Source organism: Enterocloster clostridioformis, from assembly GCF_020297485.1.
Taxonomy (GTDB): domain Bacteria; phylum Bacillota; class Clostridia; order Lachnospirales; family Lachnospiraceae; genus Enterocloster; species Enterocloster clostridioformis.
Map to the genome: position 1 here is coordinate 1,973,103 of NZ_JAIWZC010000001.1, position 18,045 is coordinate 1,991,147.

Genomic DNA, 18,045 nt, shown 5'->3' on the forward strand with positions numbered 1-18,045 from the left:
CCCCGGGCAGAAGACGCCGAAACTACTGATCTGCCTGCAGAAATCATAATCCTGCAGGTACATCAGCGGTCTCGGAGTGATACCTCTGCCGCCCACACCGCTTCTTCCTTTCCATGATAAGCAAATATAGGGTGGAGTTCCCTCCACCCTAATCTTCAGAATTACTTTCTGATACCAAGCTTCTCGATTAATGCACGATATCCTTCCAGGTCTGTCTTCTTTAAGTAATCAAGAAGACCTCTTCTCTGTCCAACCATCATCAGAAGACCTCTTCTGGAGTGATGATCCTTTGGATTCTGCTTCAGATGTTCGGTCAGTTCTGTGATTCTCTCTGTCAGAATGGCAATCTGAACCTCAGGTGAACCTGTGTCCCCTGGCTTACGGCCATACTCTGCGATAATCTGTGCTTTCTTTTCCTTTGAAATCATGGTGTTTCCTCCTTAATATTATTCATCTCACCAAAAACCAGGCTGCCGGCTGGAGTCACCAGGTAACCGGGCATCGGCGTTATTTTATACCGACTTAGTATAGCATAAATGGGTGGGGTTGTAAAGTGAGAAAAAATAAATTTGGCGTGGCAATTTGGCATGGCATCGTACCACATCTTATTTCTCCACAAGAATCTCCGGATGTTTTTCATAATATGCATTCGCAAACTCTTTATCCTTTTCAATCCGCTCCTTCAGTTCCTCAAGGGATGTGAACTTTTGTTCCGGGCGGTCGAAGGCCAGGATCTGGACTTCTATGTTTTTGCCGTAGATGTCGCCTTCCAGGCCGAAGATGTAGGTCTCCACCCCTGCCGGGTATTCTCCTCCCACCGTGGGTTTCTTTCCAATGTTGGTAACGCCTTTATAGTAGACGCCGTCCACCAGCACGCGGGATACATAAACGCCGTATCTGGGCAGGCGCTTGATGGGAGGCGGAAGTATATTGGCTGTGGGAAAACCTAACAGACTGCCTCCGATGTGGTTGCCGTGCACCACTTCCCCGTGGATGGCGTAGGGCTGGCCCAGCAGCTGGTTGGCTTTTTCCACATTGCCTTTTTCCAGTTCTTCTCGGATATAGGTGCTGCTGATGTCGCGCCTGTGGTCCTTTTCCTTTTCTATGACATGGAGACGGTATCCCAGGTCATGGGCCATGGCCAGAAGCAGTGCTGCGCTGCCTGCCCCCTTGTAGCCAAAGCTGCAGTCCGGGCCTACCACGATTTCCCTGGCATGCATACGGCCTGCCAGAATATCCCTGACAAAGGTTTCCGGCTCCATATGGCGGGTTTCATCGGTAAATGGGTATTCCACCAGATAATCGATTCCCACCTTCTCCATGTTGGCGCGGCGCTCCAAATTGGTGGTGATAACGGTCTGGGGCTGACCCGTGACTGCTGTTCCCGGAGCCGTGCCAAAGGTGAAGATGGCAGTGGGATACCCTGTCCCTGCCTTCAGCTCCATCATGGTCCTTAACAGCTTCTGATGGCCTCTGTGCCTGCCGTCAAACTTGCCCAAAGTCACGATGGTGGGCTCCTCTATCTGAAATTCTGTGGTGTCTGCTATATACCTCATCCTGTCACTTCCTCGTTTTTCCTCTGTTCCAGATGTTCCGGCGGCGCTGCATGGGATGCTACATGGGGAACATCTTCCAGGGCTTCCACCAGTGCCTGTCCTTCTGGTACTGGTAGACCCCCGTAAATCTGTGATTGCTGTCATACATGCGGAACATCTGTCCGTCCTCAGCCCCGGCCTCCCGCTCATCTGACCGGCTCCAGTCTAGCTGCCTTGCAAAGCAGGGATTGCCATTGTGTAAGAGGGAGTCTGCTTCCGGCAGGCATCTAAGAGGCCGGAGGGACTGCAGGGCCTCCTCCACCGGGAGGATGCAGCTCTCCAGTTCTCCCTGGTCACGGAGCTGTTCCAGCTGGTCCAGTGTCAGGCTGTCCTCAATGCTGAAGCGGTCCACCCTGGTACGTGTAAGGTGATCCATACAGCCGCCGCATCCCAAAAGCCTTCCGATATCATGGCACAGGGTACGTATGTATGTTCCCTTGGAACAGGTGACCTCCATCCAAACCCTGGGCAGATCTATCCCGTTTACCTTTATGTCCAGAATCTGCACCGGCCTTGGCTGGCGTTCCACTTCCTTTCCCGCCCTTGCCAGCTCGTACAGCTTCTTTCCGTCCACCTTAAGGGCGGAGTACATGGGAGGTATCTGGGCGTAATTACCCCTAAATCCCATGACAGCGTCCCTTACCTGTTCCCCGGTAAGGGACAGTGCCCCTTCCCTGTTTTCTGCCAGAATGGTTCCTGTGGTGTCCTGGGTGTCTGTCTCACAGCCCAGCAGCATAACGGCCTGGTATGTCTTGGACCGGTCCGTCAGCATGTCGCACAGCCTGGTGCCCGTCCCCAGACAAACAGGAAGGACTCCTTCAGCCGCTGGGTCCAGGGTTCCTGTATGGCCTATTTTTTTCTGTTTTAAAATCCCTCGAAGCCGGGCTACCACATCGTGGGAAGTATAGCCCGGCTCTTTGTATACATTTATGATTCCGTGATACATGGTATGTTCCTTACTTCTGGCCGTCCGGGACAGCATCTAACTGCCCGGCAATGTGTACGGACAGATTGTTGATAACGTCGTGTATGCTGCCGCTCATGGTACATCCGGCAGCCCTTACATGGCCTCCGCCTCCAAAGAACGCCGCAATCCTGCTTACGTCCACCAGATACCGGGAACGCATGCTGACCTTGAATTCCTGGGCGCCTGTCTCATAGATGAAGATAGCCACCTCCACACCTTCCGTGAGGCGCAGCTGGTCGATAATCCCGTCCATGTCCTTGCCGTCAACCCCGTAAAACTCCATCTCGCTCTGGCGGATGGCGCTGAAGATGCACCGCCCGTCAAAAAAGGTTATGCTCTCCAGGAGGGCCCTGCCCAGAATCTGGTTCTGGATGTATGTTTTTCTGTAAAAGCTGTTGTCTATGATGGCTCCGAAGTCAATTCCCTTTTCCATCAGCTTTCCCGCTATCTCCATGGTGTGGGCTGATGTACAGGAAAATTTAAACACGCCTGTATCATGTATGATGCCGGTGTACAGGCACTCCGCCGTGTGACGGTCGATTTTTTCTTCATCCAGCTGTTCAAAAAGGACCTCGCAGGTAGAACTGGCCTCATCCGGAACCACGTTGGTGCCGCCGTAACGGGTATTGGTCACATGATGGTCCAGGCACAGGCTTTTGTCCGCCTGGTCCAGGTAATGTTTAAAATCACCCAGACGCTGGATATCGCCGCTGTCCAGGCAGACACAGAGCTCATAGTACGCATCGTCAACCTGGTGGCGGATTTTGTCATATCCCTTCAGATAATTAAATTTAGGAGATGACTCCTCCAGATACACGGCTGCCCGTATATCCGGATGATTCAGCCGGAGATAGTTATAAAGTCCCAGTGCGGAGCCCAGGCAGTCGCCGTCCGGGCGTACATGGCCCAGGATGGCGACGGACTTGGTGCCCTCTAACATCTGTTCAAGAATCGTCATTAAAACTCCTCCTTTGCTCCTTCTTCATCCTGTGTTTCTTCCTGATGAAGGTCTTTTGTCACTTCATCGATGAGTCTGGACATGTTAACACCATATTCAATGGACTGGTCCAATATGAACTTAAGCTCCGGCGTGTTGCGCAGGTTCACTCTTCTTGCAAGCTCCCTGCGCACATACCCTTCTGCGCTCTTTAGTCCCTGGATGGTAGATTTCCCCGCCTCCTCGTCCCCAAGAACGCTGATATACGCCTTGCAGAACTTAAGGTCTGGTGTGACCTCAACGGAAACCACGCTGGTCATGGGATGAATCCTCGGATCCTTGATTCCCCCGCGGATGATTTCACTGAGTTCCCGCTGAACCTCCATGTTGATTCTTGTATTCTTTATGCTGTTCTTACGCATGTAACTCCTCTCTTAGCCATGATGCCTATCTCGGTACTTCCACCATGATGTAAGCCTCGATCTCATCATCTTCCTGAAGATCATTAAACTTCTCAAATACAAGGCCGCACTCGTATCCTGCCGCCACTTCCTTTACATCGTCCTTGAAACGCTTGAGGGAAGCCAGCGGTCCTTCAAAAATCTGCTCTCCGTCTCTCTTGACACGGCAGCTGCAGTTTCTCTGGAATTTGCCGTCCAATACATAGGAGCCTGCAATGGTTCCGATGCCGGACGCCTTAAAGGTCTGGCGGATCACTGCGTGGCCGATAATCTTTTCCTCGAATACAGGATCCAGCATGCCCTTCATGGCTGCCTCCACATCCTCGATGGCCTGATAGATAACCTTGTACAGACGGATATCCACCTTCTCACGCTCCGCAATGGACTTGGCGGTCGCGTCCGGACGGATGTTGAAGCCAATGATGATTGCGTTGGATGCGGATGCCAGGGAAACGTCGGACTCGTTGATGGCGCCTACGCCGCCGTGGATCACCTTTACCATGACCTCCTCGTTGGAGAGCTTGGTAAGGCTCTGCTTTACAGCCTCCACGGAGCCCTGTACGTCGGCCTTTACGATAATCGGCAGTTCCTTTACATTGCCGGCCTGAATCTGGCTGAACAGATCATCCAGAGACAGTTTTGCCTTGGTATCCTCTATCAGTTTACTCTTTCCTTCTGAGATAAATGTCTCAGCAAAGTTTCTTGCTTCCTTCTCGTTTTCAGTTGCCACAAATACCTCACCGGCATTGGGCACATCGTTAAGGCCCAGGATTTCCACCGGTGTGGACGGCCCTGCCTCCTTCACGCGGCGGCCCCTGTCGTCCATCATGGCACGAATCTTGCCGAAGCACGCGCCGGCCGCAATGGTCTCGCCTACTCTTAAGGTGCCTTTCTGTACCAGAACCGTGGCAACAGGTCCCTTGCCCTTATCCAGCTCTGCCTCGATTACAAGGCCCCTGCCCTTACGGTTGGGGTTAGCCTTCAGTTCAAGCACGTCCGCGGTCAGAAGAACCATTTCCAGCAGGTCCTTGATACCCTCTTTTGTATGGGCTGAGACAGGTACGAAGATGGTGCTGCCGCCCCAATCCTCGGGAATCAGCTCGTATTCAGCCAGCTCCTGCTTTACTTTATCCACGTTGGCGCTTGGCTTATCAATCTTGTTGATGGCCACAATGATTTCCACATTGGCCGCCTTTGCGTGGTTGATAGCCTCAACGGTCTGAGGCATTACGCCGTCATCCGCGGCCACTACCAGGATGGCAATGTCAGTGGACTGTGCTCCCCTCATACGCATGGCCGTGAACGCCTCATGGCCCGGCGTATCCAGGAACGTAATCTTTCGGTCGTTTATCTCGATGACAGAGGCACCGATATGCTGGGTGATGCCGCCTGCCTCTCTTGCAGTCACGTTTGTCTCCCGGATAGCGTCCAAAAGGGAAGTTTTACCGTGGTCAACGTGGCCCATAACGCACACAACCGGTGACCTGGGAACCATGTCCTCGGTGCTCTCTTCATCTTCCTTCAAAAGCTCCGCTATGACATCAACCTTTACTTCCTTTTCACACAGGACATCGAATTCCATGGCAATCTCTTCTGCCTGCTCATAATCGATTTCCTGGTTCAGGGTCACTACCTGGCCCTTTAAAAACAGCTTCTTTACAATGACAGATGGCTGAAGCTTCATCTTCTCTGCCAGCTCCTTGATGGTGAGTACATCGGGAAGAGTGATGGTTTTCACCTCATCCGCCTTAGACTCCTCCTTCTTAGGCTGAGGCATGATAAATGCTCCCTTTCCTGTCTTCGGAACTTTCTTCTTGCCGTCCTCCAGCCTGTCGCGCTTATCAAATCTGGCATTCTTATGGGCATTCTTATTCTGGCGGTTGCTGCTTGGCTTTGTCTGGATTGGGGTGTCAAAGGATGACTTCCCGTCCCTGGCCCCTGCTGGGCGTCGGCTGTCAGTCCTGCCTCTGTTGTCCCTTGCATCCTTGTCATCTCCCGGACGGCCCTGATAGCCTCCCTGAGTTCTTGCGCCGTAGCCGCCCTGGGACCTGTTTCCATAACCGCCCTGGGGCCTTGCGCCGTCGCGGTTGCCCTGGTAGCCTCCCCCCGGCCTGTTGCTGTCGCGGCTGCCCTGGTAACCTCCCTGGCCTCCCTGATAGCTGCCCTGGCTCCTGCTGCCCTGATAGCCGCCTCCCTGGGGCCTGTTGTTGTCACGGCTGCCCTGGTAGCCTCCCTGGCCTCCCTGATAGCTGCCCTGGCTTCTGCTGCCCTGATAGCCGCCTCCCTGGGGCCTGTTGTTGTCACGGCTGCCCTGGTAGCCTCCCTGGCCTCCCTGATAGCCGCCCTGGCTCCTGCTGCCCTGATAGCCGCCTCCCTGGGGCCTGTTGTTGTCGCGGCTGCCCTGGTAGCCTCCCTGGCCTCCCTGATAGCCGCCCTGGCTCCTGTTATTGTCACGGCTGCCCTGGTAGCCTCCCTGGCCTCCCTGATAGCCGCCCTGGCTTCTGTTGTTGTCACGGCTGCCCTGGCAGCCTCCCTGGCCTCCCTGATAGCCTCCCTGGCCGCGGTTGTTGTCGCGGCTGCCCTGGCAGCCTCCCTGGCTCCTGTTATTGTCGCGGCTGCCCTGGTAGCCCCCCTGGCCTCCCTGATAGCCTCCCTGGCCGCGGTTGTTGTCGCGGCTGCCCTGGTAGCCTCCCTGACTTCTGTTATTGTCGCGGCTGCCCTGGTAGCCTCCCTGGCTCCTGGCTGTATCACGGCTGTCCTGGGCAGTTCCCGGGGCTCCCGCCTGAACTCCGGCCTGTGGTGCCTGGGTTGGCTGAGGCGCTGCGGTTCTCTCTGAAACCGTATCCGCTGACTGAGCCTGAACCTGTGGTTTTGCAGACTCTGCCAAAGCTGCCTGGGGTGCCGGATGTACGGCCTGAGGCGCTGCGGCCGGGGCAGGAGCCGTATGGCCCTGTTTTCCTCCCTGTGGCTTCGGAGGAACCGGACGCTTAATCTGCTGCTGGGCGTTCTGAGGACGGAACACGGCCGTCAGCTTCTTCTTAGCCGGTTCACCCCTTGACCCGCCGTCCTGGTTCCTGGCAGCCTCCGCCTTAGGAGCCTCTGTCTTAGGCGCTTCCGTCCTTGGAGCTTCCGTCCTGGAAGCCTCTGTTTTAGGAGCCTCAGTCCTGTGCTCCGGTGCGGCAGGTTTTGCGTCCCTCTTAGGATTTGCAAAAGAGCGTACAATATTCTCCTGATCCTTTGTCACATTCGATGCCGCATACAATACAGCTGATTTATCCTTCGTCTTAATAATTTCCAATATCTCCTTACTGGTCTTGCCCAGTTCATTTGCCAGTTCACTTACTCTCATTCAAGCTACCTCCGTTTTTATTCATTCGTTCTACCATTGACCTTGCGAAACCTGCATCCTCCACTGACAGTGACGCCCTGAACTCCTGCCCCATGGCATGCCCCAGTTCGTCCTTTGTTCCAAACAGATAGATTGGGACTTTATAGTAAGTACACATGTTGGTAAACTTTTTCTTTGTATTGTCCGAAGCTTCTTCCGATACGATTACCAAATGGGACTTTCCGCTCTTTACTGATTTCTCCGTCGAAAATTCGCCGCTTACCACCTTCCTGGCCCTTGTCGCAAGGCCCACCAGGCTTAACAGCCTTTTGTTATCTGCCAAGTTCTTCCATCTCCTTTTCCAGAGTTTCATACACCTCTTTGGGAATGGCCATCTTGAAGGAACGTTCCAGTCCCTTTCCCTTCACTGCCTTCTTCAGGCATTCCATTGATGGACACAGGTAAGCGCCCCTGCCGTTCTTACGGCCTGTGGCATCCAACATAATCTCATCCTCGGCGGTTTTTATGACTCTTATCATTTCTTTCTTACTCTTCATCTCCTGGCAGCCAATGCACTGCCTGAGCGGAACTTTTTTCATGCTCACTTACATCACTCCTAACCTTCTCAGAGTATCCCTTTTACTGTTCGCTTCCGTCTTCCTGATAGTTTTCTTCATACTCCTGGTAGCTTTCCGTTTCCTCCGTCTCTTCCTCATAGACCTCAGACGGCGTATCGCCATACTGAAGCCCCATCTGCTCGAAGAGTCCCATTTCCCTGGCCTGGGTCTCACTCTTAATATCAATCTTAAAGCCAGTAAGCCTTGCGGCCAGTCTCGCGTTCTGACCCTCCTTGCCGATGGCAAGGGACAACTGGTAATCCGGCACAATAACCTGGGCTTCCCGCTCTTCCTCGTCCGCCACAACGCAGATAACCTTGGCGGGGCTCAATGCATTTTCAATCAGGTACGCGGGATTGTCATCCCAGTTAATGATGTCAATCTTTTCACCCTTTAATTCGCTTACAATGGAATTAACCCTGGAACCGTTGAGGCCCACGCATGCGCCTACCGGATCCACATTGGCGTCATTGGATTTCACCGCAATCTTTGTCCTGGAACCTGCTTCCCTGGCAATGGCCTTGATTTCCACCGTACCGTCGCGGACCTCGGCCACCTCGGATTCAAAGAGACGTTTCACCAGGTCCGGGTGTGTCCTGGACACAGAAACCCTGGGGCCCTTTGGCGTATCCTTCACCTCGATAACATATACCTTGACGCGCTCCGTGGGACGGAATGTCTCGCCCTTTACCTGCTCGCTTTCATTGAGGATGGCGTCCACCCTGCCCAGGTTAATGCTCACGTTCCTTCCCAGATAGCGCTGTACCACGCCGGTCATGACATCCTTTTCCTTCATATAATACTCGTTGTACAGTGCCTTGCGTTCTTCCTCGCGTATCTTCTGCAGAATCACGTTCTTTGCGTTCTGTGTGGCAATACGGCCGAATTTCTTGGAATCCAGCGGAATCTGTACCGTATCCCCAATCTCATACTTGGGGTTCAGCATCTTGGCATCCGCCAGGCTCATCTCCAGACAATCGTCCTCCACGTTTTCCACAACCGCTTTTTCCGCATATACTGCAAAGTCACAGGTATTAGGGTTCACCGTGACCTTTACATTATCGGCTTTTCCGAAATGGTTCTTACAGGCAGTGAGTAAAGAGTTCTCAATGGCCTCAATGAGCGTATCTTTGGAAATGTTTTTCTCTTTCTCCAATACCTCCATTGCCTCTAACAGTTCCTTGTTCATGTTTATCCTCCTATCCATGTCTCAGCATGTGAATGATCTAACTAAAAATCCAGCGCAAGCCGTATCAGGGCAATGTCCGCTTTTTCAAATACCATCTGGTTTCCGTCTTCCATGGTCAGCGTCACAGTATTTTCATCATATGCACTGAGGGCGCCCGTAAATTCCTTTTGCTTGTTAAGCTGACGGTAAAGCCTTACATCCACATCCTTGCCCATGCTTCTTACGAAGTCCTTTTCCTTCTTAAGAGGACGGCCTAGTCCCGGCGAACTGACTTCCAGAATATAACTGTCGTCAATAAAATCTTCTTTGTCCAGCCAGCTGCTTAAGGCCCTGCTGATGACCTCACAGTCATCCACGGCAATGCCGCCTTCTTTATCTATATAAGCCCTCAGATACCAGGTACCTGCTTCTTTGACATATTCTACGTCTACCAGTTCAAAACCATGCTCTTCCATCAGTGGAAGGAGGTGTTTCTCCACCCGGCTCTCATAGCTCTCCTTTTTTCCCATCATTCCACCACCTTTCCTGTCTTTCCAAAACGAAAGAGTGGACTGGTGTCCACTCTTTTATCAGTAATCTACATTAGTTATCGTATACACTATACCATCATGCCGCCGTAAATGCAAGCATTTTCAAGGATTTTATCGAAATTTTCCTTAAAACCGCGGCGGTTCAGGGTCCTGCATCAAAGCATTGCGCGTCCTCTGCACCATGTCTGGAGTACGCTGTAATCATCATCCAGAACCACCAAATCCGCGTCGCATCCGGCTGCAATCTTTCCTTTTCTGTGATCCACGCCCAGACATCTGGCCGGGTTGATGGTGCATGAATTAAGAGCAGTGTCAAAGGGCACCAGCGCCTGCTCTACCAGAATCTTAAGCCCTCTGTTCATGTTGAGGGTGCTTCCCGCAATGGTATCTGTTCCCTTGAGACGGGCCAGTCCGTCCTCTCCTATCTCAATGTCATGGCCGCCCAGCTGGTACTCACCTCCCGGAGGGCAGTGCTTAGCCCTGAGGGAATCGCTGATCATGATGGAATAATCACGTCCCTTGGCCGTAAAGAAGTTGTTCAGGGCAGCCAGGTGGGAATGGCAACCGTCACAGATGATTTCCCCGTAGATGTCCCTTACCCGGAAAGCCGTGCCTACCAGCCCCGGTTTGCGGTGATGGTAAGGCGTCATGCCGTTATATACATGGGTCATGGATGTTGCGCCGTTGGCAATGCCCAAAAGAGCCTGCTCGTAAGTGGCTGCCGAGTGGCCCATGCTGACCACCACGCCGTGGGTGGAGCAGTATCTGGTAAGCGCATGGTCCGGATCCCGCTCCGGCGCCAGGGTGATATATTTGATAAGGCCCTGTGCTGCCTCCTGATATTTTTTAAATTGCTCCACGGATGCAGACGCAATGGCCTCAGGCGGCTGCGCTCCCTTGTACTCCATGTCCAGGAACGGTCCCTCAAAATGAATGCCCAGGATTTCCGCTCCTTCGTAGCCCTCCTTCACCACGGCTGCCACATTGGCCACGGCCTTGGTGAGCACATCCGGCATCTGGGTTACGGTAGTGGGCAGGATGGCTGTTACACCCTCCTCCGGTATCCGCTTCATCCAGTTGCGGAGTCCCTCCGGCCGGCCGTCGTTTGTATCAAAATCATATGCTCCGTGTGTGTGGATGTCAATGAAACCCGGCACGATTCTCTTATCCCCGTAATCCTGATCCGCCGGTCCCGCACCATACCCATGGATACGACTGATGGCTCCATCCTCAATCTCCATCTGGGCTGCTATGAACTGTCCTGCTATCCAGACTCTCTTACCCTGAATCCTCATAATTTCTTCTCCTTCCATTTATATGTTCTCAATATTAATTCCCCTTAGTTATAAGTATATCACGTTAGAAACATTTTTCAATATACCTCCTAAAATAAAAAAATATTTTTTTTAATTCAAAATGCCTATCTATAATCTCCAGTATATACAGGGCGCAAAAAAGTGCAAAAAAGCAGGAGCCTGTGTCACATAAAATATGATTCACAGCCCCTGCCTTATATCACTTATCCGTATTTCCCAACCGTCCGGTTATGACGCATCCTGATTCAGACTCCCCGCCCTCATCCTTCCCGGCTGCCGTCCAGCAGCGCCGCTATCTCCGGAAATGGTTCCACGCTCCGCCTCAATATCCCATGTATGTAAGCAATGGTTATGCCATAGTTGGTCATGGGAATTCCCTGGTCCTGAGCGCATTTCATTCTATATTTCATCTCACGCTCATTCAGCATGCATCCGCCGCAATGGACAATCAGATGATAGCCAGCCAGTTCATCCGGAAACTCCGTACCTGAGGTAAACACAAACTCCGGTTCTGTTCCGGTATACTCCCGTATCCACTTGGGCAGCTTTACGGTCCCGATATCTTCGCACTGCCTGTGATGGGTGCAGCCCTCAGAAATCAGGATTCTGTCTCCCTTTCTGATGCTGTCCAGAGCCCTGACGCCCTGCACCATGGGCTCCAGACTGCCTTTATAGCGGGCAAAGAGAATGGAAAAGGAAGTCAGGAGAATATCCTCCGGCGTATCTGCACTGACCTTAGCAAATACCTGACTGTCGGTGATGACCATTCTGGGCTTCTTCTCCAGAGATGCCAGCGTGTCCTTCAGTCCGTTTTCCCTGACCACCACGGACACTGCATCCGCTTCCAGGATGTCGCGTATGGTCTGCTGCTGGGGCAGAATCAGGCGTCCCTTGGGAGCCGCCTTGTCAATGGGTACCACCAGTACGGCCAGATCCGATGGAGAAAGCAAATCTCCCACGATTTTGCGGCTGTTCTCCTGGGTCCTGCCCAGCTGCGCCAGACACTCCTTCAGCGCCGCAATACCCTGACCGGTATGGGCGCTGACAGACAGGACGGGAACCGAGTCAGGAATCCCCTCCGGTCTCTGACCGGAAATTCCGTCCAAATCCGCCTTGTTGCAGACCGCCACGCAGGGAATCTGTTTTTCCCCTATCTTCTCCAGGAGGGCATAGTCCTCCGAAGCCGGGCCGTGACAGACATCCATCACCAGCACAGCCACGTCTGTCTTGTTTAGTACCTGATAGCTCTTCCTCACCCTCAGGCTTCCCAACTGGCCCTCATCGTCAATGCCGGGCGTGTCAATCATCATCACAGGGCCCAGAGGCAGCAGCTCCATGGCCTTATAAACAGGGTCCGTAGTGGTTCCCTTCACGTCCGACACCACAGCCAGATCCTGGCCCGTGACCGCGTTCAGCACGCTGGATTTGCCGGCGTTTCTCCTTCCAAAAAATCCAATATGTATCCGGTCCGATGCCGGCGTATTGTTCATTCCCATGGTCATCCGCTCCTCTTCCCCTGTTTAAAATCTGAAATCCCTGACGCCCTGTTCAATCTTTACCAGGTTATCCCTGACAATCTGGCGCACCTTCTCCTTTGGTATGCTTCCGATTTCCTTCTCTATGAGCGCCTCGCCGATGCGCCTTGTCTCCTCAGAACTGTAATCCATGAGATATTCCTTCAGCGTCATGAGAGCATTGGGATGGCAGCAGTTTTGAATCTGCCCGCTCTTGCACAGGGACATGAAACGGTCGCCTGTGCGCCCTTCCCTGTAGCAGGCCGTACAGAAGCTGGGAATATATCCCATACCCATGAGCCAGTTCACTACCTGGTCCAGGGTACGGTTGTCGCTTACATCGAACTGGGCCGAACATTCATCCTCAGGCTCAGGTTCAAAGTAGCCGCCCACGCTTGTCTTGGAGCCGCCGCTGATTTGGGAAATGCCCAGGTGCAGCACCCGTTCCCTGGTTTTCTGGCTCTCTCTTGTGGAAACAATCATGCCTGTGTAGGGAACCGCGATTCGAATACAGGCAACCAGCTTGGCGAAGGTGTCGTCATCGATTCCATTGTCAAAGGAATCCGGGTCAATGTCATCCGCCCTTCGTATCCTGGGCACGCTGATGGTATGGGGTCCCACCCCGAACACTGCCTCCAGATGCTCCGCGTGCATCAGAAGTCCCGCAAATTCATACCGGTAAAGCTCCAGGCCAAACAGCACGCCGCAGCCCACGTCGTCAATACCGCCCATTTGGGCACGGTCCATCGCCTCTGTGTGGTAACAGTAATCATGCTTTGGCCCTGTGGGATGAAGCTTTTCATAGCTTTCCTTATGATATGTCTCCTGGAACAGGATATATGTACCGATTCCCGCGTCCTTAAGCTTCCTGTAATTCTCCACCGTGGTGGCCGCTATGTTCACGTTGACGCGGCGTATGGCGCCGTTTTTATGCTTTATGCTGTAAATGGTGTCAATGGACTCCAGCATGTATTCAATGGGATTGTGCACCGGGTCCTCCCCTGTTTCAAGGGCCAGGCGCTTATGCCCCATATCCTGCAGCGCCATAACCTCCCTGCGGATTTCATCCTGGGTCAGCTTCTTCCTTGGGATATGTTTGTTCTTGGCGTGGTAGGGACAGTACACACACCCATTGATACAGTAATTGGACAGGTACAGGGGCGCAAACAGCACAATGCGGTTTCCGTAGAAATCCCTTTTAATCTGTTCCGCCAGCTCATAAATCTCCTGGTTCTTGTCCTCCAGTCCGCAGTCCAGAAGCACCATGGCCTCCCTGTGGGTCAGCCCCCTGCGCTCCCTGGCCTTTGCCAGAATCTCGTCAATCAGTTCCCTGTTTGTGCTGTTTGCCTCCCCGTAGGCAAGGGTCTCCTCAATTTCCCCGTGGTGAATGAATTCCTCTGCACGGGATGATTTTAGGTCGTAATTCATGTTCTTCCTCTCCTTTTCTTGCCGGGTCAGGGTCCATGGCCATGGCGGCCTCCGGTAACACTTCCCCGCCAGATAATTTATATAGTTTTATCAACTACCGATATTGGAGTACAGGGCCTTGGAGTTAACGCCCTGAAGCCTGCCCAGTTTGCCGGACAGGGCGCTTATGATGTCCTGGGGCGCATCCACCACAACGCTTATAATGTTAACCTTTTTCTTTTCATAGGGAAGCCCCATCCTCCCAATGATGTACTGACCGTATTGGTGGAGCAGATCGTTGACGCTTTCCACCGCATCCTTATTTTCCACTATTATGCCGATTACCGCGATTCTTGTCTCCATATGATACCTCCCGATAACTGAAAAAAGGATACGCCAAAAAGGCGTATCCTGAACATACTGTCATATCTGTGTCCCCGCCTTCCCCTTCAGCCTTGCTTCAGGTCAGTCAATCACATATCCTGATATGGGATTTGCTGCCGTCTCTTTGCTGTAAGGCCCTGGCCGTAAGACAGGCCTGTCAGCGCAGATACCGGTACCATGTACCGTGGCGCACATCCGTTTTTCTTATCTTACTACAGGCCAGGGGGACTGTCAATCATTATTCCGGAAATCTACCTGGCTCCCCTTATATACGGCTTACCCAATGCCTCGGGCGCGCTGTTTCTGCCGATGGAGCCCAGAAGGGCAACCAGGGTTATGATGTAGGGCAGCATGGCCAGAGCCTGTGTGGGCAGGGGCACTCCGATGGCCTGGAGGCGGATTTGAAGGGCATTGGCCGCGCCGAATATGAAGGCCGCGCCCATCATTCCAAAGGGCACATACCGGCCCAATATGACTGCCGCCAGGGCTATGTATCCCCTGCCTGATGTCATATTCTCAGAAAAATTACCCACCTGCACCAGAACCAGATAGGCGCCTCCCAGCCCTCCCAGCATTCCGTTTAACAGCACAGCCGCCCACTGGTACCGGTGTACGGGTATACCGGCTGAATCCGCAGCCCTGGGATTCTCCCCGATGGCGGCAAAGGCCATTCCCTTTGACGTCCTGCTGTAAAACAGAGCGACCAGGATTACCAGCACATAGACCCCGTATGTCAGTATGTCCTGGTTGAACAGGGCGTTTCCTATCAGGGGTATATCCCCCAGAAAGGGTATCTTAAGCTTTGCAAAGGGTTCAATCTGCTGATAGGACCGGCCGCTTGACATCAGTTTATAGAGAAAGCTGGTGACTCCGGCCATAAATATATTGATGGCGATTCCGCTGACAGACTGGTCCTGGGCCAGCCTGATGGACAGCAGCCCGTGGATGGCGCTGACCATGGCCCCGCCCGCCATGCCGCACAAAAGGCCAACGGCCAGGCTGCCGGAATAAAGGGTTCCCGCAAAGGAGAAAAAGGCTCCGCCCAGCATGACTCCCTCCATGCCTATGTTAAGGATTCCCGCCTTCTCGGATATGGTCTCCCCCAGTCCGGCGTAAATCAGAGGCACGGCCATTCTTACGGACGCCGTCAGAAAGGCCGTCACAAAACCAATGGTCATGATTTGCTCTAACATGGTTTTTCCTCCTTTCTCTTCCTGTAAAACAGCTCCCTGCCCAGAATCAGCAGCACAATCAGCCCCACCAGGATATTGACAATGGCCGAAGGCACTCCCATCTGCCTCTGCATGGAATTGGCTCCCACCTCCAGGGCCGCAAAGGCGATGGCGGCAAAGAGTACGCCCAGGGGATGGTTGGAGGCCAGAAGGGCGATGAGCACCGCTGTGTATCCGCACTCCCCGGAGATTCCCTCCAGAAGCTTTCTCTGCACTCCCATGACCTCCACGGCTCCTGCGATTCCCGCCAGTCCGCCGCTTAAGAACGCGGAAATGATGATGTTTCTGACAACAGAGATTCCATTGCAGGCAGCTGCCCGCTTGTTGAATCCCACCACCTTGATTTCATATCCCACCGTTGTCTTTTCCAGGATGAACCAGACAAGGAACACCATGAGCACGGCAATGATAAATCCCGCGTGAAGCCTGGTGGGCTTTAAGAACCGGTAAAGGGTGACGGAAGGGTCCAGCTTGGGCGACTGAGGTATGCTTCCTGCCGGGTCCATGAGGAAGGTCCTGACCGCAATGCCCAGGAAATTGATGGCAATGTAATTCAGCATGATGGTTACAATGATTTCCGATATCCCCAGCTTTGCCTTAAACATGGCGGCTATCAGAGCCCAGAGACCACCAAATACAAATCCCATCAAAATGGCGCACAGGATGCGGAGCGCGCCGGGAATCCCGGTCCAGGTAAGGGCCGCCCACGCCGAGGCAAGGGCCCCTATGTAAAACTGTCCCTCCGCGCCGATGTTGAAAAAGCCGGTCCTGAACGCCACCGCGCATCCCAGACCCGTAAAAATCAGGGGGGCTGCCTTTACAAACACTTCCATGAACCCGTTTAAGTTTCCAAATATGCCCTTAAAGAACATGGCATAAGCCTCTGCCGGGCTTGCGTCTGACAGCATGATGAGAACCGTCCACACTGCCACTGCGATGAGTCCGATGCCTGCTGTCTCAAATATTTTTGATTTCCTATTCATTTGCCGCCTCCTTAGCAATACCGCCCATCAGCAGGCCAATTTTATGTACATCCGCCTCTTCCCGGTTCAGGATCCCTATGATACGGCCCTCATACATGACTGCCACGCGGTCGCTTACCCCCAGGATTTCATCCAGGTCAGCCGATATCAGCAGGACGCATCTGCCTGCATCCCTCTGCCTGAGGAGGGTTTCATGGACAAACCGGGTGGCTCCGATATCCAGTCCCCTTGTGGGCTGGCTGGCCACAATCAGGCCGGCTTCCCCGGATATCTCCCTGGAAAGTATGACCTTTTGCTGGTTACCGCCGCTCATCAGCTTTACCGGTGTTTTGATGCCGCTTTTGCCCGAGGTCTTGATGCTGTATTCATCCAGGGCCTCCCTGGCTCTCTTCTCCGCCTGTCTGTAGTCCAGCACCATTTTCCTTGAAAAAGGTTCCCTGTCAAAGTCCCTTAAAATCAGATTGTCCTCCACCGTCATGTCCATGACCAGGCTGTCGCCGTGACGGTCATCGGAAATATAGGAGATACCCGCCCGGAACCGTTCCTTTACACTGTCCTTTCGTATATCCTTTCCCTGGTATTCCATCTGTCCGCTTTTAATCCTGCGGATTCCTGTTATTACCTCGGCCAGCTCCTTCTGTCCGTTGCCTTCCACTCCCGCGATTCCCAGGATTTCTCCCCTGCGTATGGTAAGGCTTACGTGGTCCAGAGACATCTTGGTGCTGTGCTTTTTGTGGAGACACACATCCTTAAGGCTTAAGGCCGTCTCCCCGGCAGCGGATTCCCTTATCTCTCTTTCCGTCTTAAGCTCCCGCCCAATCATACAGGCAGACAGCTCCTCCGGCGTTGTCTCCTTTGTCACCAGGCTCCTGACCTTCCGGCCGTCGCGCAGCACCGTCACCCGGTCGCTGATATCCATGATTTCCCCCAGCCGGTGGGTGATGATAATAATTCCATAACCCTCGTCACGCAGCCGTTTTAATACCCCGAAAAAATTCTCCGTTTCCTGGGGCGTGAGTACGCCGGTGGGCTCGTCCAGAATCAGCAGGCTCACATCCCGGTACAGAGCCTTGAGAATCTCCACCCTCTGCTGCTCTCCCACGGAAAGGGTGTGGACAGGGGCTTCCGGGTTTACCGGGAGACCGTAGGCCGCGGCAAGGCCCGTCAGTTTTTCCCTTGCCGACTTCCGGTCCGCCATGATGCCCTCCCCCTTTAATCCCAGCATCACATTGTCCAGCACCGTCATTTTCTTCACCAGGGAAAAATGCTGGTGCACCATGCCGATTCCCCTGGCAATCGCCTCCCCCGGCGACTTAAATTCCACATTATGGCCTTTAAAACAGATTTCCCCCCTGTCCGCCTGATAAATGCCAAACAGAATATTCATAAGGGTGGTCTTGCCGGCCCCATTTTCCCCTAACAGCGCATGTATCTCCCCCTGCTCCACAGACAGGTCCACATCCTCGTTGGCATACACGCCTGCAAAGGATTTGGTTATATGCTTCATCTCAAGTAATGGCATCTGTTCCATCCTTTCTTTCCAAACAGGGCCCGCACCCCCGGACACGCAGAGCTGCGGTTGGTT

Annotated in this window: 17 protein-coding genes; all 17 read right to left on the bottom strand. The window is 53.4% G+C overall.

The features are described 5' to 3' along the window. Positions 1–161: 161 nt before the first annotated feature. Complete coding sequence (rpsO, locus tag LA360_RS09910) at positions 162–428, bottom strand: 30S ribosomal protein S15 (RefSeq protein WP_002569329.1); 267 nt, start codon at positions 426–428, stop codon at positions 162–164. 177 nt (positions 429–605) lie between these two features. After that, entirely contained in the window at positions 606–1,556 is a 951-nt protein-coding gene (locus tag LA360_RS09915) for a bifunctional riboflavin kinase/FAD synthetase (protein ID WP_022201568.1), read from the bottom strand. Positions 1,557–1,614: 58 nt separating this feature from the next. Beyond that, entirely contained in the window at positions 1,615–2,541 is a 927-nt protein-coding gene (gene truB / locus LA360_RS09920; protein ID WP_022201567.1) for a tRNA pseudouridine(55) synthase TruB, read from the bottom strand. A gap of 10 nt (positions 2,542–2,551) precedes the next feature. Further along, positions 2,552–3,520, bottom strand: coding sequence for a DHH family phosphoesterase (locus LA360_RS09925; RefSeq protein ID WP_112482971.1), 969 nt, complete (start codon positions 3,518–3,520; stop codon positions 2,552–2,554). Then, the gene (rbfA, locus tag LA360_RS09930; RefSeq protein ID WP_002569333.1) at positions 3,520–3,921 is read right to left on the bottom strand and encodes a 30S ribosome-binding factor RbfA; all 402 of its coding nucleotides are present in this window, start codon (positions 3,919–3,921) and stop codon (positions 3,520–3,522) included. Before rbfA ends, LA360_RS09925 begins: the two co-directional genes overlap by 1 nt. A 25-nt stretch (positions 3,922–3,946) precedes the next feature. After that, positions 3,947–7,309 (bottom strand): translation initiation factor IF-2, encoded by a 3,363-nt coding sequence (gene infB, locus LA360_RS09935; protein ID WP_112482969.1) that lies wholly within the window; start codon positions 7,307–7,309, stop codon positions 3,947–3,949. Then, complete coding sequence (locus LA360_RS09940) at positions 7,296–7,631, bottom strand: L7Ae/L30e/S12e/Gadd45 family ribosomal protein (RefSeq protein ID WP_022202068.1); 336 nt, start codon at positions 7,629–7,631, stop codon at positions 7,296–7,298. Before LA360_RS09940 ends, infB begins: the two co-directional genes overlap by 14 nt. Beyond that, entirely contained in the window at positions 7,621–7,893 is a 273-nt protein-coding gene (gene rnpM / locus LA360_RS09945) for an RNase P modulator RnpM (protein ID WP_002569337.1), read from the bottom strand. The genes LA360_RS09940 and rnpM overlap by 11 nt, the downstream gene beginning before the upstream one ends. Before the next feature lie 34 nt (positions 7,894–7,927). After that, positions 7,928–9,094 (bottom strand): transcription termination factor NusA, encoded by a 1,167-nt coding sequence (gene nusA / locus LA360_RS09950; protein ID WP_022202067.1) that lies wholly within the window; start codon positions 9,092–9,094, stop codon positions 7,928–7,930. A 41-nt stretch (positions 9,095–9,135) separates the two neighbouring features. Next, entirely contained in the window at positions 9,136–9,603 is a 468-nt protein-coding gene (locus tag LA360_RS09955) for a ribosome maturation factor RimP (protein ID WP_022202066.1), read from the bottom strand. Between the two features lie 176 nt (positions 9,604–9,779). Beyond that, positions 9,780–10,919: an N-acetylglucosamine-6-phosphate deacetylase gene (gene nagA, locus LA360_RS09960; RefSeq protein ID WP_022202065.1), complete on the bottom strand. Its 1,140-nt coding sequence runs from the start codon at positions 10,917–10,919 to the stop codon at positions 9,780–9,782. Between the two features lie 281 nt (positions 10,920–11,200). Further along, entirely contained in the window at positions 11,201–12,436 is a 1,236-nt protein-coding gene (hydF, locus tag LA360_RS09965) for a [FeFe] hydrogenase H-cluster maturation GTPase HydF (RefSeq protein ID WP_022202064.1), read from the bottom strand. A gap of 24 nt (positions 12,437–12,460) precedes the next feature. Beyond that, a complete protein-coding gene (hydG, locus tag LA360_RS09970) occupies positions 12,461–13,882 on the bottom strand; it encodes a [FeFe] hydrogenase H-cluster radical SAM maturase HydG (protein WP_022202063.1) in 1,422 nt (473 codons plus the stop codon). Between the two features lie 90 nt (positions 13,883–13,972). Further along, on the bottom strand, positions 13,973–14,224 hold the full coding sequence (locus LA360_RS09975) for a TM1266 family iron-only hydrogenase system putative regulator (protein ID WP_022202062.1): 252 nt from the start codon (positions 14,222–14,224) through the stop codon (positions 13,973–13,975). A 272-nt stretch (positions 14,225–14,496) separates the two neighbouring features. Then, entirely contained in the window at positions 14,497–15,438 is a 942-nt protein-coding gene (locus LA360_RS09980) for an ABC transporter permease (RefSeq protein ID WP_022202061.1), read from the bottom strand. Continuing rightward, positions 15,432–16,460 carry an ABC transporter permease gene (locus LA360_RS09985; protein WP_022202060.1) on the bottom strand — a complete coding sequence of 343 codons (1,029 nt, stop codon included), beginning with the start codon at positions 16,458–16,460 and terminating at the stop codon, positions 15,432–15,434. The genes LA360_RS09980 and LA360_RS09985 overlap by 7 nt, the downstream gene beginning before the upstream one ends. Beyond that, positions 16,453–17,982 carry an ABC transporter ATP-binding protein gene (locus LA360_RS09990; RefSeq protein WP_022202059.1) on the bottom strand — a complete coding sequence of 510 codons (1,530 nt, stop codon included), beginning with the start codon at positions 17,980–17,982 and terminating at the stop codon, positions 16,453–16,455. Before LA360_RS09990 ends, LA360_RS09985 begins: the two co-directional genes overlap by 8 nt. Positions 17,983–18,045 lie beyond the last annotated feature (63 nt).